Below are 20,945 nucleotides of genomic sequence, written 5' to 3' on the forward strand. Positions count from 1 at the left end.
ATCGGCCGGTGAGCCGAGACGGCGGCGCCGGCCGGACTCGTCCGACCCGCACCGCCACATCCAAGCGCGATCCCGCGCCTGAGCGCGATCCCGCGCCTGAGCGCGATCCCGTATCCGAGCGCGGATCCCGCGCCCGGGCGGCGGTCAGTACCGCTGGTCGCTGGCGGTCAGCAGGGGCAGCACCGAGGTGCGCACCCCGTCGACGGTGGCACCGGCGAAGCCGAGCGACGGGGCCAGCATCCGGTTGTTCTCCGCGGGGAAGTTGAGGGCCGGCGCCGACACCTCGTCAAGCGCCGCGATCTGCTCCTCGGCCAGGCGCACATCGAGCGAGGCGAGGTTGGCCCGGAACTGGTCCAGCCGGCGCGCGCCGATCAGCGTCGAGGTGACCCCCGGCCGCTGCCGTACCCAGGCCAGCGCGACCGCCGCGGGGGTGGCCTCGACCTCCCGGGCGACCCGCTCCAGCACGTCGATGACGTCGTAGTCGCGCTCGGTCGGCCCGCCGACCAGCTCGGCGCGCCGGGTGTCCACCGCGCCCGCCCGCGAGCGCGAGTACTTCCCGGACAGCAGGCCGCTCTTGAGCGGACTCCACGGCAGGACACCGATGCCGTGCTCCCGAGCCATCGGGATCAGCTCGCCCTCGCTGGTGCGCTCCAGGAGGGAGTACTCGGCCTGCAGCCCGATCACCGGCGCCCAGCCGCGGAACCGCGCCAGCAGCTGCGCCTCGGCGACCTTCCAGGCCGGCAGGTCGGAGACCCCGACGTAACGGATCTTTCCGGCCGTGACCAGGTCGTCGAGGGCCCGCATGGTCTCCTCGATCGGTGCCGTCCGGTCCCAGTTGTGCAGCCAGTAGACGTCGACGTAGTCCGTCCGCAGCCGTCGCAGCGAGTTTTCCAGGGCGGCCACGAGCGACTTGCGCCCGGCGCCGCCGCCGTTGGGGTCACCCGGGAAGAGGTTGGCGAAGAACTTGGTACCGATGATCACCCGGTCCCGCAGCCCGGGCCGTGCCGCGAACCAGTCGCCAATGATCTTTTCGGAGTGGCCATTGGTGTAGATGTTCGCGGTGTCGATGACGTTGCCGCCCCGGTCGAGGTACTCGGCGATCATCGCCTCGGACTCCTCGACCGAAGCCCCCCAGCCGTGGTCCTCGCCGAACGTCATGGTACCCAAGGTCAACGGGCTGACCCGCAGGCCGGACCGGCCGAGACTGACATACGAATCCAGAGACATGCTCCACATGCCTTTCTTTCCTGAGAGTTTTCGCGCTCTTCCAGTACATCCGCCGGGGCGGCGGCGCGGTAGGCGAGAAGTTCCAAGCTCTTGCACGATCCTTCCAACGCAGGCAGAATTGGTACCGCTATGGATCAGCTCGACGAACATCCCGCCCTGGCGGAGCTGCGGTCGCTCATCGCCCGGCACGCCGAGGGCCGCTATCGGCGGACCCGCCTGCCCGGGCTGATGATCATGGCGTCGCCGGCGCCCACCGAGCCGCTGTCCGCGGTGTCCCAGCCGTCGTTCGCGATCGTCGCCCAGGGCGTGAAGCGCACGATCCTCTCCGACCGGGTCTTCGACTACGGCCCCGGGCAGTACGCGGTGATCTCGCTCGACCTGCCGGTGACCGGCCACGTCCTGCGCGCCGGACCGGGCCAGCCGTTTCTCGGCATGGGCCTGACCCTGAACCCCGCCTCGATCGCGGCCCTGCTGCTGGGGCCCGGTGCCGGCACCGGCACCGCCACCACCACCGGCGCCGCCGACAGCACCGCCGGGATCGCGGTCAGCGACGCCGGCGGCGACCTGCTGGAGTCGAGCGTCCGGCTGCTGCGCCTGCTCGACCGCCCGGAGGACATTCCGGTGCTGGCGGCCTCCATCGAACGGGAGATTCTCTGGCGCCTGATCACCGGTGACCAGGGCGCCACCATCCGCCAGATCGGCCTGGCCGACAGCCGCCTCTCCCAGATCGCCCGGGCGATCCGTCACATCCGGTCCGGCTACGCGCAGCCGCTGCGCATCGAGGACCTGGCGAGGGTCGCCAGCATGAGTGTCACCTCGTTCCACCGGCACTTCCGGGCGGTCACCGCGATGAGTCCACTGCAGTTCCTCAAGCAGATCAGGCTTCAGGAGGCCCGCACCCGCCTGGTCATCGACGCCAGCGACGTGGCGGCGGTGGGCAGGTCCGTCGGGTACGACAGCCCGAGCCAGTTCAGCCGGGAGTACCGTCGCCTGTTCGGCGCGCCGCCGCGCCAGGACGCGACCCGACTCCAGTCCCTGCCGGCCAGGGACCCGAGCATGGTCTGACGCGCCAGATCGCGTCCTGCCCGCCACCCGTCCCGCGCCATCGCAGAGACCGTCAAGAACTCGTCGAAACCGCAGGCCAGCGGCTAAAGTGTCAGCGGCGCGCCGGGAAGTCTGGTCGGCACGGATCCCTCTTGATAGACGGATCTCGACGGGTCTAGTGCGTGGAAAGGGTCCCGGTGCGCGGAGTCGAGGTCATCCTGCTGCTGGTCGTGCTGGCCACGGCGGTCGCGGCGTCCGCCCGGCGGCTCCGGGTGCCGGCACCCTCGCTGCTGGTGGTCGCCGGGCTGCTGGTCGCCTTCCTGCCCGGCGTACCGGCGGTCCAGCTCGCCCCCACCACGGTCAGCCTGGTGGTGCTACCGCCGCTGCTGTACGCCGCCGGTCAGGACCTGTCCTGGCGCGAACTGCGGCCGGTGTGGCGGCCGGTCACCATCCTCGTAGTGGGCCTGGTGCTCGCCTCCGCCGCCGCGGTCGGCCTGGTGGCCACCGCCCTCGCGGGCCTGCCGGCGTCGATGGCGTTCGTGCTGGGCGCGGTGCTGGCCAGCACCGACCCGGTCGCGGTCAGCGCGCTGGGCCGGCGGCTGTCGCTGCCGGCCCGGCTCAACGCCCTGATCCAGGCCGAGAGCCTGTTCAACGACGCGACCAGCCTGGTGCTGTTCCGGGTGGCGATCGCCGCCGCGGTGGCCGGTGGCTCGGTGTCAGTGGCGCGGGGCGTGGGTCAGTTCGCGCTGCTGGCCGGCGGCGGCGTACTGATCGGGGCGCTGGTGGCCGGCGGGGTCGGGCTGATCCGCCGGCGCACCGAGGATCCCGTGCTGGAGACGGTGGTAGCGCTGATCACCCCGTACGCCGGGTACGTCATCGCGGAGGCGCTGCACGTCTCGGGCGTCACGGCCGTCGTGGTGGCCAGTGTGATCCTGGCCGGCCAGGCCACCCGGCTGACCAACGCGCAGATCCGGCTGCAACTGCACGCGGTGTACGACACGGTGGTGTTCGTACTCGAGAGCGTGGTGTTCGGCCTCATCGGGCTGCAACTGCCGACCCTGATCCGGGCGGGGAACGGGCGCACCTGGACCTGGCTGCTCCAGGCGGCGGCGATCGCCGCCACCCTGCTGGCCATCCGGGCGCTGTGGGTGTTCCCGCTGTCGCTGGCCATCGGGGCCCGACGCGGCGCGCCGGCCTCCTGGCGGGTGCCGGCCGTGGTGTCCTGGGCCGGGGCGCGGGGCGTGCTGCCGCTGGCCGCCGCCCTGTCCATCCCGCTGACGACCGGGCACGGCGCCCCGCTGGCCGGCCGCGACCATGTCCTGCTGCTGACCACCGCGGTCATCGTGGCCACCCTGGTGGTGCAGGGATTCACCCTGGGCCCGCTGGTGCGCCGCTCCGGCATCGCCATGCCCGCCCACCACACCCGCGGCGAGGAGACGACCGCCCGGACGGCCATGTCCCGTGCCGCGCTGACCTACCTCGACCAGGTGGAGGATCAGGAGGCCGCACCGGCCGTCGCGGTGGCCCAGCTGCGCCAGATCCAGCAGTCCCGGCTGGAGGCGCTGGAGCACGGGACCGACACGCCCGGACAGCCGGCGCTGCGGCAGCTGCGCCGCGACCTGATCGCCGTCGAGGCGGCCGAACTGACCCGGCTGTACGAGGACGGGACGATCGGCGCGCAGACCTGGCGGCGGCTGCAGCGCCGCCTCGACCTGGAGGAGACGAGCCTCGGGGATTGACGCCGGTCTCCGCAATCCATCACGGGTGCGGCATAAAATCCTTATAGTTATTGAACTTCAGGGCTTGTGTCCCGGTGGCCGACCCCGTTGACTGGACGCATGACAGGTGCGCGGGCGTCATTCGCCCCCGACCTCGGCGGCGAATGTCGACTCTGCCGGGGCGGTCGTTTCCTGCTGCCTCCCGATCGGGTCTGACTCGCACCGGCCCCGTCGCGGGCCGGCCGCCCGGGCACCGTGCGGCCTCGGCCGCGCCAGCGCCCAGTCCCCCGCTCATCGACCCTTGCCCCTCGACGGTGGTCGCGTCGCCCGACGGCATGCGCCACCGCGTGGCACCCTCCTTTGTGGACCGAATATGCACACCAGAGCACGCTCCGACCGGGTCGCCGTCGTCACCGGCGCCAGTCACGGCATCGGGTACCAGATCGCACATACCCTGGCCACCTCCGGAAACACCGTGATCGTGCACGCCCGTACCCGCGCGGAGGCCCATCAGGCCGTCGCGCACCTGGTGAACGACGGCGCCGATGCACTGGCACTGCAACCGGTCGTCGCCGACTTCGGCCGCTTCGCCGAGGTGCGGGCCATGGCGCAGCGGATCCGCGCCACGCACCGGCACGTCGACCTGCTGGTCAACAACGCGGCCACGGTCGGCGGCACGCACCGGCGGCTGACCGACGACGGGTACGAGCTGACCTTCCAGGTCAACTACCTCGCCCACTACCTGCTGACCCGGCTGCTGTGGCCGCAGCTGAGCCAGGCCCCGCACGGCCGCGTGGTCAACGTCTCCTCCGCCCTGCATCGCAACGGGTACCTGACCTGGAACGACCTGGACAAGACGGCGCGCTACGCGTCCGTCGCGGCGTACGCCCAGTCGAAGCTGGCGCTGACCATGCTCAGCCGGGCGCTGGCCAGCCGCGACCCGCACCCCGCGGGTGCCATCGACACGGTCAGCGTGCACCCCGGCGTCATCGCCACCGGCACCATGCGCAGCATCTACGGCAGGTACGGCGCACCGGTCTGCGACGGCGCCGATCCGGTGCTGTACCTGTGCGACGCGGGCAACGAGGTCGTCAACGGCGCGTACTACGAGGGCAGGATGCTGGCCACGCCGGCCGCCCTGGTGTACGACCACGCCTGCGTCGACCGGCTCTGGCGGCTGTCCGCCCAACTGACCGGCCTGGGCGGCACGGCCCCTTCCAGCTACGCCCATTCCATCTCCTGAGCGGCCCGCGCAAGCGGCAGCCACTCGCAGAAAGGCACTCTCCTCATGACACCCGCACCACTACCCGAGAACGAGTCGGCGACCCGTTGGGTCGGGCAACGCACCGGTACCGCCTCCGCGCGCCGCGCGTTCGAGGCGACGCGCGACGAGCAGGCGGCGCGGCGGCCGGCCGAGAGCCGGACCACCACCAGCGACCCGCACGGATACGTCACCGCCACCATCGGCGCCGACGGTCGGCTCGATGGACTGACCATCAACCCACACGCGATGTATGACCTCACCGCGGCGGAACTGGCGAAGGCGTGTACGGCGGCGGTCAACGCCGCCTGGGCACGGCGATCGGGGCTGCCACCCCGCTTCTCCGACCCGAACTGACGTTTCGCCACGCACCGCGGGCCAGGCCGACCGGCCTGGCCCGCGGTGTTCGTACCCGGTTCTAGTGCAGCCCTTCGGCCACCGGACCCAACGCCAGCACGAGCACGAAGTCCAGCGCCGAGAAGATGAGCACGCACACGGTCAGGAGGCCGATGAACAGCGGCTTGTGCGAGGGCAGGGTTCCCGAGGTGACCACGCCCCGTCGCTGCCGGGCCAGGCTGCCGGCCAGTCCGAGCACGAACACGATCGGCAGGTAGCGGCCCAGCAGCATCGCCACCGCCAGGACCACGTTGTAGTACGGGGTGTTGCCGGTGAACCCGGCGAACGCGCTGCCATTGCTGTTCGCGCTGCTGGTCAGGGCGTAGGCGGTCTCCGTCAGGCCGTGCGCGCCCGGGTTGCCGATGCTGGCCCGCCCGGTGGGCAGCGCGATCGACAGCGCGGTACCGATGAGGATCAGGGCCGGCGCGGTCAGGATGTACAGGGACACCAGCTTGATCTCGCGTGCCTGGATGCGCTTGCGGAGGTACTCCGGGGTCCGGCCGATCATGAGCCCGCCCAGGAACACCGCCAGCAACGCCAGCACGATCAGCGCGTACAGCCCACTGCCGGTGCCGCCCGGACTCACCTCGCCCAGCATCATCGTGGCCAGCAGCAGCCCGCCGCCGATGCTGGTGAAGCTGTCGTAGCTGGAGTTGCCGGCGCCGTCCGCGCTGCTGGTGGCGGAGGCGCCGAACAACGCGCTGCCGGGTACCCCGATCCGGGTCTCGGTGCCCTCGGTGGCGGCGCCCACCGCGGTCGGGACCGTGTTGTGGTGCAGCACCTCCGCGGTGGTGGTGCCGGCGACCGACGCGACGAACAGCACCCCGGCGACGGCCAGCAGCGCCCAGCCCTGCCGGCGGTCGCCCACCATCCGACCGAAGGTACGGATGAACGCCGCGGGGATCAGCAGCATGAGCACGATCTCGAAGAGGTTCGTCAGCGCGGTGGGATTCTCGAACGGGTGCGCGCTGCTGGCGTTGAACGCCCCGCCGCCGTCGCCCGACATCAGCTTGATGGGTTCCCACGAGGCGATCGGGCCACCGAGGATCGACTGCCGCGCACCGGCGAGCGTGGTGTGCGCCTGCCAGGATCCGAGGTCCTGCACCACCCCGAGGGCGATCAGCACGACGGCCGACACCGCGGCCATCGGCAGCAGGATCCGCAGGCTGCCGCGGACGAGGTCGACCCAGAAGTTCCCGAGCCGATCGGCGCGGTGGCGCGCCAGGCCCCGAATGAGCGCCACGCCGACCGCGAGCCCGACGGCCGAGCTGGCGAACGCCTCGGTGCCCAGGCCGGTGGCCAGCGCCAGGTGCCCCAGCGTCGACTCGCCGGCATAGTTCTGCCAGCTGGTATTGGTGGTGAAGCTGACGGCGGTGTTGAAGGCCAGCGCCGCCGGCATGCCCGGGTGCCCCAGGCCCAGCGGCAGCCGGCCCTGCAGCCGCAGGATCGCGTACAGCACCAGCACCCCGGCCAACGAGAACGCCAGCACCGACCGCAGGTAGGCACCCCAGCGCTGTTCGGAGTCCGGGTCGATGCCGCAGACCCGGTACACGAGCCGTTCGACGCGCCAGTGCCGCGCTCCGGTGTAGACCCTGGCCATGTAGTCGCCCAGCGGCACGTGGAGCACACCCACGAAGGCCAGCACCGCGGCGATCTGCAGCCACGCAGCGACGCCCATGTCGTTTCACTCCTACCGTTGCGGATGGTTCGATCGGACCCGAGAGGACTCACCGGAACCGAGACCCACAGTGAAGCGGTCGGGCGGGTCGGCCGACAGGGTCTGTGACAGAAAAACAACGGCGGACGGGCGCGCTTTTTATGGCGCTCGCGCGATGCGGTCGCTAAAACGGCGGGGCCGGTGGGAAGACTCCCACCGGCCCCACCGGGTCAGTGCCCCGTGCCCGGTCGCTTGCCGTGATTGGCCTTCTTCTTGCGCCGAGCGTTCTTCTTCCGGGAAGACTTGGACATCGTCGTTACGCCGCCCTCGATGCCAGAAACCGATCCTGGCCTAGTAGTTGGTAGGTGAGTTTCCACAGCCGGACCACGGCGGAGTCGTTGTTCACCAGGGCGGCCGGCGTGGCCGGCACGGACCCCTCGTAGTACTCGCCGTTGGCCAGCTCGACGCCGGGCGAGGCCAGCCGCGCCAGCACGGCCGCGGCCTCGTCGACCGGGGCGCCGACCCGGCTGTAGACCGGCAGCAGGCCGGATCGCACGATGCCGGGATGCACGCTCACGGCCGTCACGCCGTCCTGGGTGAGGGCCAGGGCCCGGGCGAACATGGTCAGCGCGAGCTTGGACTGGGCGTAGGCGGCCAGCGGGGTGTAATGCCGCCGGCGCTGCGGGTCCGACCAGTTGATGTTGGCGGTGCGGTGCAGGATCGACGAGACCGCCACCACCCGGCCCCCGGCCGCGCGCAGCCGCCCGGCCAGCAGCCGGGTCAGCAGGTACGGTGCGAGGTAGTTGACCTGAAAGGTCAGCTCGTTGCCTTCGGCGGTCACGGTGCGGCTGCCCGGCCCGGCGATCGCGGCGTTGTTGACCAGCACGTCGAGGTGGTCGAACCCGGTGGACACGTCGCGGGCCATCGCCGCCACGTCGGCGAGCTGGCGGAAGTCGGCCGCCACCGGCTGGACCCGCCCGGGGTCGGCGCCGGCGGCGATCAGATCGCGGGCGGCCCGCTCGGCATCGGCGATGGTCGGGCCGTGCACGATGACCGTCGCGCCGTCGCAGGCCAGGTTCCTGGCGGTCGCGTACCCGATGCCGCTGGTGGCACCGGTGATGAGGATGGTGGGAGACACAGGTTCAGGCATCGCTTCTTCCAGCGGGCAATGCTCCGCCACGGCGGAGGCAGGGCGCACCCGGGTCGGGTGCGGGGACATCGGCCGGTACGGCCGGATCGGGACGCCGCGCGGATCGTGGCCCGGCGCCCCAGGCCCGTCCGGGCCGGCGCGTCGAGCCGCGTTATTCGCTGAATCCGCGGCCGCCGAGGAATGACGCCGAGGAATGAGGCGTCACGGTCTGGGCGGCCACCCGTCGACGGGGTCGGGCGAGCCATCGCTCGCGACGGTCGCGCTCAGGCGGCGGCGGCCGGTCCCGGCGGTTCGTCTTCGTGACGCTGGCCGGGGTGCGTGACCACCGGCGCGAGGCGGAGCGCGGCACGTTCCCGCGGCTCACGAGCAACCCTGGTCACGGTAATCCATTACACGGACCGGGATCGGGAATGTCCAGGCGCCGCCGCGATTATTGACGAACTCTCGACGCCCGCCGGGCCCGAACCACCCCGCCAGGCCCGAACCACGCCGCCAGGCCCGAACCACCCCGCCAGGCGCGAACCACGGCGCCGGACACCGAGCTGCGCCGGTGGGCGCGGGTCACGCCGGCAGTCCGGCCAGCACCTCCAGGGGGCGCTCCAGCAGATCGGCGAAGGCGAGTTCGGCCGCGCCGATCAGCGTGGTGTCGTCGCCGAGCGCCGAGACCGCCAGCCGCACCCGCTCCCGGGAGACCGCCAGCACGTTCGCCCCGATGCGCTGGCGGATCTGGGCCGCCGCGCCGGGGTACACCTCGCGCAGCATGCCGCCGAAGACCACCAGGCCCGGGTTGAACAGGTTGATCAGATTCGCCACCCCGATGCCGAGCCAGTCGCCGATGCGGCCCAGCGCCGCACGGGCGACCGGGTCGCCGCGATCGGCCGCGTCCACCACGCCGCGGATCGCGGCGCGCCCGATCGAGGAGGGCGAACAGTGGGCCGCGTCGAGCAGCGCCCGCTCGCCGGCCTCCGCCTCCAGGCAGCCGCGCGACCCGCAGCCGCAGGGCCGCCCGTCGTACGGGTTGACCAGCATGTGCCCCAGTTCGCAGCCGTACCCGGCGTCCCCGTCCAGCAGCTTGCCGCCGACGATGATGCCGCCGCCCACGCCCACGTCCCCATGCAGATAGATCAGGTTCTGCACCCCGACGCCCGCCCCGCGCTCGTGCTCGGCCAGGGCGCCCAGGTGGGCCTCGTTGCCCACCGAGACCGGCCGGCCGAGGCCCAGTTCGCGGCCGAGTTCGATGCCGAACGCCTGGTCCACCCAGCCCATGTCCGGCCCGAACCGCACCATCCCGTCGGCGCGCCGGATCATCCCGCAGTACGACGCGCCGACCCCGACGCACACCGAGCCGGGCGGCGCCGTGACGTGCACCCGGCGTCCCAGCCCGGCGAGTGCGGCCACCACGCTGTCGAGGTCCACGCCGGCCCGCGGCCGGACCGCCTCGCCGCGGTCGAGCACCACGCCGCCCAGCCCGACCCGGGCGGCCACCAGCCGGTCCACGGCGACGTCGAAGGCGAGGACGTACACCCGGTCGGACCGCGGCCGGACCACCAGTGACGGCCGGCCCGGGTGTCCGGTGTCGGTCGGCAGCGCCTCGCTGACCAGGCCGGCCGAGGCCAGCTCCGAGGTGAGCGCCATGATGGTGCTGCGGTTGAGGCCCATCCGGTCGGCCAGCGCCGCGCGGGAGATCGGGCCGGTCAGGTGCACGTGGCGCAGCAGACTGCCGAGATTGTGCCGGTGGGGCGACTCGGCCTTGAGTATCGTCCGGCTGTCCCGCATCACGTAGACCCTGGTGGTTGGCAGATCTTGTCAGCTGGAGGCGTGTCGTTAGCTGGAAGCGTGTCGATGTAAAGCTACGTCACGCGCCCGGGCCCGAGCTACCGCGTGTCGGGATCGCGGCCCGGCGGCACCGGCGGATCCGTCGCCGCACCGGGCGCGAGCAGCTGCCGGAACAGGGGTTCGAGGATGGCCGCCAGATCGTCCGGGTCGGCGTGCGCCAGCGCGGACAGCCCGATCATCTGGCGCATGACCTGCACGCCGGCCACCATAGCCAGCAGTATTCCGGCCCGCTCGCCCGCGAGGTCTCCGCCCAGCGTTTCGGTCAGCGTTCGGTGGTAGTGCCGCTCGATCTGTTCGCGCCCGATCTCGGCGGCCCGCTCGCTCGACGACGAGTGCAGCATGATCAGGAAGCCGTCGAGCGGCGTCGCGCCCGCCTTCGTGATGTCCACGAGAATGCCGGCGATCCGCGCCGCGAAGTCCGGGGATTCGAGATTCGTCCGGGTCAGGATCTCCGGCTCGGCCATGTAGGAGGCGATCGCCTCGGCGAACAGCCGCTCCTTCGATCCGAAGTACCGGTTGACCATCATCGCGGTCACCCCGGCGCCGGCCGCGATCTCGCGCACCCCGGCGCCGTCGTAGCCGGCCCGCGCGAAGGCCCGCCGGGCCGACGCGAGGATGGCCGCCCGGGTGGCCGAGGCGTCCCGCCGCCGCGCCGCGGGCATGCCCGGGTCCGTCATCGTTCCTCCTGCTCGCCCGCTAAGTATACAGCCGTAGACAATCCCGTTCGGGAACGGCTAGTCTACAGCCGTATACCACCCTGAGATGAGGCGGAACGTGACCGAAACCGTGCTGGTCACCGGCGGGACCGGGTTTGTCGCCGGCTGGTGCGTCGTCGAGTTGCTGGAGCGCGGGTACGCGGTGCGCACGACCGTCCGCGATCCGGCGAAACGGGAGGCGGTTCGCCGGGCGACCGGCGGCGGCGACCGGTTGACCTTCGCCACCGCGGACCTGACCGGCGACGACGGGTGGGACGCGGCCATGGCCGGCTGCGACTACGTGCTGCACGTCGCCTCCCCGCTGGGCGCCGACGGCCACGGCGGGCCGGACGCGCTGACCGGCCCGGCACGCGACGGGACGCTGCGGGTGCTCCGCGCCGCCACCCGTGCCGGCGTCCGGCGCGTGGTGATGACCTCCTCGACCGCGGCGGCGACGCCGAGGCTGGCCAGCGGGGTCAGCGACGAGACCGTGTGGACGGACCCCGACGACCCCAACCTCACCGCGTACCGGCGCTCCAAGGTGCTCGCCGAGCGGGCCGCCTGGGACTTCATGGACGCCTATAACGGCGGTACGACGCTGTCCACCGTCCTGCCGGTCGCGGTGTTCGGGCCGCTGCTCTCGCCCGGCAACGCGAGTTCGGTCGACGTCATCGCGCGGCTGCTGGCCGGGCGGCCGCCGGTGGTGCCCCGCTTCGGGTTCGCCATCGTCGACGTGCGGGACCTCGCCGACCTGCACCTCCGCGCGATGACCTCGCCGGCCGCCGCGGGCGAGCGCTTCATCGGCGCGGGCGAGTTCCGCTGGCTGTCCGAGATCGCCGAGACGCTGCGGTCCCGGCTCGGCGACCGGGCGGCCAGGGTGCCGACCCGCGGCGTACCCGATGTCGCGGTGCGGGCGCTCGCCCGGTTTGTTCCCGCGCTGCGTACGCTCACCCCGCTGCTCGGTCGCGAGCTGGCGTTCAGTTCGGCGAAGGCCCGGCGAGTGCTCGGCTTCTCGCCGCGCCCGGCCGCCGAGACGGTGGTCGACTGTGCCGAGAGCCTCGATGCCGCACCGCTGGCGGCCGGCCGCCCGGCGTGAGCGCCGTCAGGCCGCCACCGACCGGAGGGTGTCCGCCACCGGGCGCCGCGCGGCGAGCATCGCCGGGACGGTGGTGAGCGTGCTGATCGCGAGCAGGATGCCCAACCCCAGGGCGAGGAACCAGAACCCGGGCGGATGCAGGATGTTCGGCGGGCTGATGCTCTCGTAGAGTTCGATGCCGGCCGGGATGCCGACGACGACGCCGGGCAGCGCGGGGAGCAGCTGCGCCAGCGCCAGGCCCATGGCGGCCTGTCCGGGCGTCGCGCCGAGCGTGCGGGCGACGGCCAGCGGCTGCCGGGCGTCGAGGACCGCGGTCCAGGTGTTCACGACGGCGTTGATGAGCGCGAGCACGCACAGCACACCGGCGACGATGAACGCGGCCTGAAAGGTGCGCGTGTTTTCCGGATCGGAGAGCTGCGCACCGCCGAGGTCGACCTGCTTGTCCTGCGCCTCGAGCATGAGCACGGCGGCGAGCGTGGTGGTGGTGATCAGCGTGTTCACCATGGCGAGCCGGGCGCGGCGGGGCCGGCGGGCGTTGATGCGTACCCCGATCATCAGGGCGGTGGGCAGCCGGCGGGACAGCCAGACGCGCCACCGGCGGCGCCGGGGTGGCGCGGCGGCGTCGGCCAGCGCGTGGACGGTGTCGGTCGTCGCGGCCCGGATCACGGGCCCCAGGGCCGCCGCGACGGCGATCACGAGGGCGAGGGCCGTCGCGACGAGCACGGTGGTCAGCGCGGGCGGATGGGCGCCGACCGAGCCGACGAGCCCGGCGCCGGGGCTGGTCAGTGCGGGTGCGGCGAACCAGCCGACGGCCAGGCCGATGCCGGCGGCGGCCAAGCCGATCACGAGGTACTCGACGAGGTGCACCACGGCGACCATGGCCGGCCCGGCACCGACCGCCTTGAGCAGCCCCAGCCGCCGGCGCTGGCCGATGACCCGGGCCGCGACGATGCCGGCGACGCTGGCCACCGCGAGGGCGGTGAGCAGCCAGCTACCGACCAGCATGGCCTTGCGCGCCTTGGCGACCACCTCGCCGTCCGTCTCGGCGATCGCCGTCCAGCTCGTCATCGCGATGCCGTCCCTGATCTGGTGGCGGAACGTGGTGCTCGCCCGCGGGTCGGCGAACCTCAGGTTCAGCGTGTACGACAGCGGCTGGGTGCCGGCCACCGCGCCGATCTGGCCACGGTCGACCCAGACCAGGCCGCCGGAGTCGCTCAGGATGCTGCCCGGCTCGTGCCAGTCGACGCGCGGGTAGGCGGGCCGGGCGGCGGTGACCGCGGTGCCGACCACGCGCAGCGCGTGGCCGCCGATGCTGACCGGGTCGCCGAGGCGCACGCCGAGGGCTTCGGCGAAGGTGCGTTCGACGACCACGCCGCCGGGGCGTACCCAGGTGCCACTGGTCACCGCCGGCTGGTCGAGCGCCGCCGGAGCCTGGTCGCGGCCCTCCACCACCGCGTTCACCGTCCTGCCGCGAGAGGTCAGCCTCAGGAAGGCGAGCGGGAACGGTCCACTGTGGGCGGTGACGCCGGCCTCGGTGGCCAGCGGAGTGAGTGTGGCCAGGGACTCCGGGCCGCCCCCCACCGGTTCCGCCACCACGTCCGGGCCCGCGGTGGTGGCCCGGGTCTGCTGGTACGGCCGGTCGGCGACCCCGGACAGGGCCAGCCCGAGGGTCAGCGTGCCGGTCGCGGCGCTGATGGCCAGCAGCAGCAGTATGATCTCGGTCGGCCGGCGGCGCAGGTCCCGCACCAGCAGCCGGCACACCAGCAGCAGTCGACCGGCCACCTCAGCGCCCCCCGCCGTAGACCGTGCCGCTGCCGTAGACGGTGCCGGTGGCGTAGCCGGTGCCGCCGGCGGAACCTACGAGCCGGCTGTCGTCGGCGAACGCCCCGTCGCGCATGGAGATCATCCGGTCGGCGACCGCCGCGATGCGGGCGTCGTGGGTGACCACCACGAGGGTCTGCCCCGCGGCGCGCAACTCCTCGAACAGCCGCAGCACCTCCACGGTGGCGGCGCTGTCCAGGTTGCCGGTGGGCTCGTCGGCCAGCAGGATCAGCGGTTCGTTGCTCAGCGCGCGGGCGATGGCGACCCGCTGGCGCTGGCCGCCGGACAGCGCCGAGGGCAGGTGCCCGGCCCGATCGGCGACCCCGACCCGGTCGAGCAGGTGCAGGGCGCGCCTGCGGGCCCGGCGCGGTGACTGTCCGGCCAGCAGCGCGGCCAGCTCGACGTTCTCCACCGCGGTCAGCTCGTCCATGAGGTGGAACGACTGGAAGACGAACCCGATGTGATCGCGCCGCAGCCGGGCCAGCGCGCGTTCGCTCATGGCGTCGATCCGGTGGTCGGCCAGCCAGATCTCGCCGCCGGTCGGGCGTTGCAGCCCGCCGAGCAGGTGCAGCAGGGTGGACTTGCCGCAGCCGCTGGGTCCCATGACCGCGACCGTCTGCCCGGCGGGTACCTCCAGGTCGATCTCGTCGACCGCGCGGACCAACGCGCCGTCCCGGCCGTACCGCATGGTCAGCGCCCGCGCCGCCAGTATCGTCGATCCGGTCACGCCCCGGCCTTCCGCTCGGTCCACATGCGTTCGCAGGCCTCCAACCACTCCAGGTCGGCCCGCAGCCGCAGGACGACACCCTCCAGCAACAATCCGGCGACCGGGTCGACCGACCGGTCCATCGCGGCCCGCTGGGCGTCGCGCAGCCGGCGCAGCACCTCCCGCCGCTGCGCGTCGACCAGGGCCACGGGATCGGCCAGCCGGGCGGCCGCGGCGGCCACCAGCTTGAGATGGAACTCCGTGAGATCCGGCTTCGGCCAGCCCACCTCGGTCAGCCAGGCGGCGACCCGCTGCTGGCCCGCCGGGGTCAGCGCGTAGACCCTCCGGTCGGGCCGGTCCGGCAGGCCATCGGCCCGCTCCGAGGTCACCAGGCCGGCCTTGGCCAGCCGGGTCAGCGTCACGTAGATCTGGCCGGCGTTCATCGCGTCGCCGAGCGGGCCGAGCGCGCCACGCACCCGGCCGCGCAGTTCGTACCCGTGCGCCGGCTCCTTCGCCAGCATGGCCAGCACCACGTCCTGCACCCCGGCACACCCCTCACGTCGACCCGACTATAGATAACGGCTAGCTATAGGAGTGTCAAATCGACGGAAGGGATAAGACTGCGCCGCTACGCCCGGGTGCTACCGCGGGCGACCAGCGCGCTCGCGGCCGACCAGCTCGCCGAGCTGCGCGCCAGGGCCGTGCAGGACAACGGCGGGCAGGCCGGCCGGCTGGTCGAGACGCTGCGCGCCCGCAGCCGCGAGTTCGAGCAGTTGCGGCAGGAACAGCGGGTGGCGATCTGCCGGTCCGGCACGAAGACCCTGCTGCATCCCCGCATCGGCACGGTCGACCTGCAGTGCCAGATCCTGCGGCACGAGGGCGTGGGGCAGTTGCTGGCCGCCTTCACCGCCCCCGCCGGCAGTTCCGAGGCCGCACGGCTGCGCGAGCTGTGAACGCGAGTCCGCGCGAGCTGTGAGCGCGGCGCCCCGAGCTGATCGCTCCGCCAGCCGCCCAGCCCGCACCGCCACGGTTCGACACTTGTCCGACCGGAGTACCCCACCCGTTCGACATTCGCCCCTACCGATTCGCTCCGCCCCTGGTGAGCGTGCGGGGCGTCGCGGTCGACGCCCCTGACCTCTACGAACAGCAACAGGTTTTTAACATTAAATCTAAATTAGATTGTTGCATCGAGCCTCGTCAACCTGGTAAACCCTTGTGAGGCAAGGCTCCCGAGACGGGGTTTCTACCTTGATCGATGCAACCTGCTCCCCCTGTGATGCTCGCTCGCCACCGCGCGGCGAGCTGCCCAACCCGGTGAAGGCGACGAGTCACCGCGCCCAGTAAGGCGCGCACAGCAGTACCCCAACGGCAGAAACGACGCGGCCGCAGCGCCGCGCCGCCATGTCGTGCTGTCCAAACACGCGACGCACCGCGGAGGCCCGCAGGCCGCTCCGCGGCAGATGACGGCCGTCCAGAACGGCCGTGGGAGGCGATGTCGGCAGATGTCCAACAGCGACAGATCAGGCTTGTCCCGCAGGACGCTCCTCAAGACTACCGCTGCGGCCGGTGCCGCGGCGGGCGTGGCCACGGTCGTCGACCCAGATGGCGCCGCCGCGGCCCCGGCGACCACCGCGAAGACCGGCGCGGCCGCGCAGGCCGCCGCCAAGGCCGGCGCCATCCCGACCCCGGAGCAGTACTTCGGCTTCCAGATCGGATCCGACGGCCACCTCGCGACCTGGGACAAGATGGTCCCCTACTTCCAACTGGTCGCCTCGAAGAGCAACCGCTTCGTCTACGAAGAGGTTGGCAAGACCACGCTGGGCAACCCGTATGTGCTGCTGACCATCAGCTCGCCGAAGAACCTGGCGAACCTCGACAACCTGATCGCGGCCAACAGCAAGCTGGCCGACCCGCGCGGACTGTCCCCGACCGACGCCCAGACGCTGGCCCAGACCGGCGTGGCGTTCTACTACGTGCAGGCGGGTATCCACTCGACCGAGGTCGGCAACTCGCAGGCCACCATCGAGTGGGTCTACCGGCTGGCCACCGAGCAGTCGGACTACATGAGCTCGCTGCTGGACAACCTCGTCATCCTGATGGTGCCGTGCCAGAACCCGGACGGGCTGGTGCTCGTCAACGACTACTTCGTGTCCACCGCCGGCACGAACTACTCGCGCACCTACCCGGACCTGTACCACCACTACTGCGGCCACGACGACAACCGTGACTGGTTCATGCTCACGCAGGTCGAGAGCCACATGAACGTGCAGATCCAGAACAAGTACCACCCGCAGGTGTTCCAGGACTCGCACCAGGCCGGCTCCTCCGCGCCGCGCATGTTCACGCCGCCGTACCTGTCGCCGTACGACATCAACATCGACCCGATCACGGTGCAGCAGACCGACGTGGTGGGTCTGGCGATGCAGCGCGGCATGACCGCCGCCGGCATGAAGGGCGTCGGTTGGGGCGCGGAGTACGACTACTGGACCCCCTCGCGGCAGTACTGCGTCTACCACGGCGCGGTGCGCATCCTCACCGAGGCGGCCAGCTGCTCCAACCTGGCGTACCCGCTGGTGAGCAACAACCCGATCGGTCAGCAGACCACCGACATCAACTTCATCGAGCCGTACGACCAGAAGACCTGGACGCTGCGCCAGATCGTGGACTACGTCTCGGTGGCGTTCTACTCGGGCCTCGAGACCGTCGCCCACGACACCTACAACTGGCTCTACAACTTCTACCGCATCGGCACCAAGGCGGTCACCCGTACCAGCCCGTACGCCTACGTCATCCCGGCCGGCCAGCGCGACCCGCAGGCCGTGCGCGACACGCTGGAGATCTTCAACCTCGGCGCGGTCGAGATCAAGCAGGCGCAGGCGGCGTTCAGCGCGGGCGGCAAGCAGTACCCGGCCGGCTCGTACATCATCTACCTCGACCAGCCCTACGGCGGGTTCGCCAAGACGCTGCTCGAGGTGCAGGACTACCCCCTGCTGCTGCAGTACCCGGGCGGGCCGCCGCAGACGCCGTACGACGTCACCGCGCAGACCCTGCCGATGCTGCTGGGCTTCCAGGCCGACGCGATCCCCAGCTCGTTCTCGGTCAGCACCAAGGCGGTGTCCACCGTCAAGGCGGAGCCGGTCACCATGCCGGACGCGCCGGCGTCCGGCGGCGCGTACGCGGTGGGACCGGAGTCCTACGGCGTGTACCAGATCGTCTCCAAGCTGCAGAAGCAGGGCATCCCCACGTTCCGCGCGGCGGAGCAGTTCACCGACGGCGGGCGTACCTTCCCGGCCGGCACGTTCGTCCTCCCGCCGACCGCCGCGGCGCGGCAGGTGCTGCAGAACCAGTCGAAGAACACCGGCATTCCGGTGTCGGCGATCGGGGCGGTGCCGGCCGTGTCCGGCGTCCAGCTCAAGGCGGGCACGAAGATCGGTCTGCTCAAGCCGCCGGACAACCTGCCCTCGGGCTGGCTGATGTACATCTTCGACCAGTACGGCGTGAAGTACTCCATCGTCGAGGCGAAGGACTACAAGAACCTCTCCGGCAAGTTCGACGCCATCGTCATGCCGCAGGGCGTGAGCAAGAACTCCATCACCAACGGGCTGAACGCGAACAACTACCCGGCGGACGACTGGAGCTGGGCCTTCGGGGTGGGCGACGCCGGCTGGACCGCGCTGCACGACTTCGTCACCAACGGCGGCACGCTGGTGGCCTACGGCAGCGGCAGCACCACGGCACAGTCGCTGTTCTCCCTGCCCATCAGCTCCATCCTGCCCAACGACTCGACCAAGTTCTACTGCCCCGGTTCGCTGCTGAGCCAGGAGCTTGACCCCAACAACCCGGTCGCCTGGGGCATGGACCCGAACCACCCGGTGTGGTTCAACGAGGACCGCGCGTACCAGCTGACCTCCACCACGACCTACCCGGTCGAGGTGGTGGCCAAGTACCCGGACAGCGGCGACCAGTTGCAGAGCGGGTGGCTGATCGGCGGGCAGTACCTCAACGGCGCGGTCAACGGTCTGTCGTGGACGGTCGGCAAGGGGTACGTCGTCACGTTCGGCAGTGAGATCGGGTTCCGTACCTGGAACCGCGGCGAAGAGAAGATGATCTTCAACGCCATGTACTACGGGCCGTCGGCCAAGCTCACCGCGGCCCAGTTCCAGCGTCTCGGCCAGTAAGACAAACCGACCACCCGCGGCGGGGCGCGCAAGCCTCCGACCGGTCTGGCTCGGCGCGTCTAGCGCCGCGCCGCGACCCAGACCGGTCGCCGCCGCGGGTGGTGGCGTTTCAACCCGAACAGGAGGCACCGGTTGTACCCCGACGACGGGAGCTGGACCAGCGCGCTGACCCACCTGGAGTGTGGCAGGTGCGCGGAGCGCTACGACGCCGACGAGCCGCAGAACGTGTGCCGGTGCGGTTCGCCGCTGCTGGCCCGGTATGACCTGGACCGGGTCCGGTCGGCGGTCCGGCCGGCGGATGTCGCGTCGCGCGGCACGGATCTGTGGCGGTACCGGGAGCTGCTCCCGGTACGGGATCCCGGCAAGGTGGTCACCCTCGGCGAGGGGATGACCCCGATCGTGCCGCTGCCGGAGTACGGCCGCCGGGTCGGGGTGCCGAGCCTGCTGGCCAAGGACGAGGGGCTGCTGCCGACCGGCAGCTTCAAGGCCCGGGGCGCCGCGGTCGGCGTGTCCAGGGCGCACGAGTTGGGGGTGGGCCGGCTGACGCTGCCCACGAACGGCAACGCCGGCGCCGCCTGGGCGACGTACGCGGCCCGGGCCGGCATGGACTGCCTGGTCGTCATGCCGCGGGACGCGCCGTGGGTCACCCGCAAGGAGTGCCTGGCGAGCGGCGCCCGGGTGTACATGGTCGACGGGCTCATCGGCGACGCGGGGCGCATCGCCGGCCAGGCCGTACAGGATGGGTGGTTCTCCGCCGCCACCCTGCGCGAGCCGTACCGCATCGAGGGCAAGAAGACGATGGGTCTGGAGATAGCCGAGCAGTTCGGCTGGCGGGTACCGGACGTCGTGGTGTACCCCACCGGCGGTGGGGTCGGCCTGATCGGCATCCGCAAGGCCCTCGACGAGCTGGCGGCGTTGGGTTGGATAGCGGGGCGGCTCCCCCGGTTCGTCGCCGTGCAATCCACCGGCTGTGCGCCGATCGTGCGGGCCTTCGAGTCCGGCGCCGAGACGGCACAGCCTTGGCCGGCCGACCAGGCACGCACGGTCGCGTTCGGCATCAACGTCGCCAGCGCGCTCGGCGATTTCCTGATCCTGTCGGCGCTGCGGGACAGCAAGGGCACCGCGGTCGCCGTGGACGATCAGGAAATCCTTGAGGAACAGCTGGCCTGCGCCGCCTCCGATGGCGTTCTGATGTGCCCGGAGGGCGCGGCCACGCTGGCCGCCGTGCGCCGGCTGCGCGCCGAGGGCTGGCTGGAAGGCAACGAGGAGGTGCTGGTGCTCAACACGGGCAGCGCCCTGAAGTACGCGGACAGCCTGCGGGTCGCCGACCCGCCGGAGCTCGCCCGCGACGCCGATCTGCCGGCCGAGGCGGCGCTATGACCACCCCGCAGACCGTGGACGGCTCGACCGCGCAGGACACCGCGATGGTCGAGCTGCGCGGAATCCACAAGGCATTCGGCAGCGTCGAGGTCCTCAAGGGAGTGGACCTGACCGTCGCCCGCGGCGAGGTCCTGGTCATCATCGGCCCGTCCGGAGGCGGCAAGAGCACCCTGCTGCGCTGCGTCAACCTGCTGGAGCCGGTCAGCCAGGGCCAGGTGCTGCTGGAGTCGGAGGACCTGACCCGCCCCGGCGTCGATCTCAACCGGGTGCGCAGGCGCATCGGCATGGTCTTCCAACAGTTCAACCTCTTCCCGCACCTGTCCGCTCTCGACAACCTCACGCTGGCGCCCCGCAAGCTGCTGGGCACGCCCCGGGCCGAGGCGGAGACGCGGGCGCGCGCGCTGCTGGCCCGAGTCGGTCTGGCCGACAAGGCCGGCAACTACCCGCGCCAGCTGTCCGGCGGCCAGCAGCAGCGGGTGGCCATCGCCCGCGCCCTGATGATGGACCCGCACGTGATGCTGTTCGACGAGGTCACCTCCGCGCTGGACCCGGAGCTGGTCAGCGAGGTCCTCGACGTGATGCGCGACCTGGCCCGCTCCGGAATGACGATGTTGTGCGTCACCCACGAGATGGGTTTCGCCCGCGAACTCGGCGACCGCCTCGTCTTCATTGACGGCGGCGTGATCGCCGAACAGGGGCGGCCGGCCGATGTGCTGGACCACCCGACACACGAACGCACCCGCCAATTCCTGCACAAGGTTCTGAGATAACCCGCGGTCG

General features: G+C 71.7%; 17 protein-coding genes. 9 read left to right on the forward strand and 8 right to left on the reverse strand.

All coding sequences use genetic code 11. The features are described 5' to 3' along the window. Window positions 1-144 precede the first annotated feature (144 nt). Window positions 145-1,227: an aldo/keto reductase gene (locus tag ABEA87_RS17080; RefSeq protein ID WP_345630681.1), complete on the reverse strand. Its 1,083-nt coding sequence runs from the start codon at window positions 1,225-1,227 to the stop codon at window positions 145-147. A 129-nt stretch (window positions 1,228-1,356) separates the two neighbouring features. On the opposite strand from ABEA87_RS17080, the gene ABEA87_RS17085 reads away from it, so the two are divergent. From ABEA87_RS17085 to ABEA87_RS17100, 4 genes are all read left to right on the forward strand, one after another. After that, window positions 1,357-2,292, forward strand: coding sequence for an AraC family transcriptional regulator (locus tag ABEA87_RS17085; RefSeq protein WP_345630683.1), 936 nt, complete (start codon window positions 1,357-1,359; stop codon window positions 2,290-2,292). A 176-nt stretch (window positions 2,293-2,468) separates the two neighbouring features. Further along, entirely contained in the window at window positions 2,469-4,010 is a 1,542-nt protein-coding gene (locus ABEA87_RS17090; protein WP_345630685.1) for a Na+/H+ antiporter, read from the forward strand. A gap of 352 nt (window positions 4,011-4,362) precedes the next feature. Next, window positions 4,363-5,232, forward strand: a complete 870-nt coding sequence (locus ABEA87_RS17095) for an SDR family NAD(P)-dependent oxidoreductase (RefSeq protein ID WP_345630687.1) — start codon at window positions 4,363-4,365, stop codon at window positions 5,230-5,232. 45 nt (window positions 5,233-5,277) lie between these two features. Beyond that, a complete protein-coding gene (locus ABEA87_RS17100; RefSeq protein ID WP_345630688.1) occupies window positions 5,278-5,607 on the forward strand; it encodes a YbaB/EbfC family nucleoid-associated protein in 330 nt (109 codons plus the stop codon). A 61-nt stretch (window positions 5,608-5,668) separates the two neighbouring features. On the opposite strand, the gene kdpA is transcribed toward ABEA87_RS17100, so the two are convergent. From kdpA to ABEA87_RS17120, 4 genes are all read right to left on the reverse strand, one after another. Then, a complete protein-coding gene (gene kdpA, locus ABEA87_RS17105) occupies window positions 5,669-7,324 on the reverse strand; it encodes a potassium-transporting ATPase subunit KdpA (protein ID WP_345630689.1) in 1,656 nt (551 codons plus the stop codon). 295 nt (window positions 7,325-7,619) lie between these two features. After that, complete coding sequence (locus ABEA87_RS17110; protein WP_345630690.1) at window positions 7,620-8,453, reverse strand: SDR family NAD(P)-dependent oxidoreductase; 834 nt, start codon at window positions 8,451-8,453, stop codon at window positions 7,620-7,622. Between the two features lie 561 nt (window positions 8,454-9,014). Next, on the reverse strand, window positions 9,015-10,229 hold the full coding sequence (locus ABEA87_RS17115; RefSeq protein WP_345630692.1) for an ROK family protein: 1,215 nt from the start codon (window positions 10,227-10,229) through the stop codon (window positions 9,015-9,017). Window positions 10,230-10,327: 98 nt separating this feature from the next. Further along, window positions 10,328-10,966: a TetR/AcrR family transcriptional regulator gene (locus ABEA87_RS17120; RefSeq protein ID WP_345630693.1), complete on the reverse strand. Its 639-nt coding sequence runs from the start codon at window positions 10,964-10,966 to the stop codon at window positions 10,328-10,330. Between the two features lie 85 nt (window positions 10,967-11,051). Here ABEA87_RS17120 and ABEA87_RS17125 point away from each other — a divergent pair, with 85 nt between their 5' ends. Then, window positions 11,052-12,080, forward strand: a complete 1,029-nt coding sequence (locus tag ABEA87_RS17125) for an SDR family oxidoreductase (protein WP_345630695.1) — start codon at window positions 11,052-11,054, stop codon at window positions 12,078-12,080. Window positions 12,081-12,086: 6 nt separating this feature from the next. Here ABEA87_RS17125 and ABEA87_RS17130 read toward each other — a convergent pair whose 3' ends face one another. Genes ABEA87_RS17130 through ABEA87_RS17140 form a run of 3 tightly spaced genes read right to left on the reverse strand, consistent with a single transcriptional unit; the run spans window position 12,087 to window position 15,149 of the window. Further along, window positions 12,087-13,862, reverse strand: coding sequence for an ABC transporter permease (locus ABEA87_RS17130; protein ID WP_345630696.1), 1,776 nt, complete (start codon window positions 13,860-13,862; stop codon window positions 12,087-12,089). Window position 13,863: 1 nt separating this feature from the next. After that, the gene (locus tag ABEA87_RS17135; protein WP_345630698.1) at window positions 13,864-14,628 is read right to left on the reverse strand and encodes an ABC transporter ATP-binding protein; all 765 of its coding nucleotides are present in this window, start codon (window positions 14,626-14,628) and stop codon (window positions 13,864-13,866) included. Then, the gene (locus ABEA87_RS17140) at window positions 14,625-15,149 is read right to left on the reverse strand and encodes a PadR family transcriptional regulator (protein ID WP_345630700.1); all 525 of its coding nucleotides are present in this window, start codon (window positions 15,147-15,149) and stop codon (window positions 14,625-14,627) included. The genes ABEA87_RS17135 and ABEA87_RS17140 overlap by 4 nt, the downstream gene beginning before the upstream one ends. Window positions 15,150-15,245: 96 nt before the next feature. Between ABEA87_RS17140 and ABEA87_RS17145 the strand changes: the two genes are divergently transcribed. From ABEA87_RS17145 to ABEA87_RS17160, 4 genes are all read left to right on the forward strand, one after another. Next, a complete protein-coding gene (locus ABEA87_RS17145) occupies window positions 15,246-15,560 on the forward strand; it encodes an MmyB family transcriptional regulator (protein WP_345630702.1) in 315 nt (104 codons plus the stop codon). A 573-nt stretch (window positions 15,561-16,133) separates the two neighbouring features. Beyond that, entirely contained in the window at window positions 16,134-18,785 is a 2,652-nt protein-coding gene (locus tag ABEA87_RS17150) for a M14 family zinc carboxypeptidase (protein ID WP_345630704.1), read from the forward strand. A 132-nt stretch (window positions 18,786-18,917) separates the two neighbouring features. Then, a complete protein-coding gene (locus tag ABEA87_RS17155) occupies window positions 18,918-20,165 on the forward strand; it encodes a threonine synthase (protein ID WP_345630705.1) in 1,248 nt (415 codons plus the stop codon). After that, complete coding sequence (locus tag ABEA87_RS17160; protein WP_345630706.1) at window positions 20,162-20,935, forward strand: amino acid ABC transporter ATP-binding protein; 774 nt, start codon at window positions 20,162-20,164, stop codon at window positions 20,933-20,935. The genes ABEA87_RS17155 and ABEA87_RS17160 overlap by 4 nt, the downstream gene beginning before the upstream one ends. Window positions 20,936-20,945: the final 10 nt, after the last annotated feature.

The sequence above is a fragment of the Rugosimonospora acidiphila genome, from assembly GCF_039543385.1.
GTDB lineage: Bacteria > Actinomycetota > Actinomycetes > Mycobacteriales > Micromonosporaceae > Rugosimonospora > Rugosimonospora acidiphila.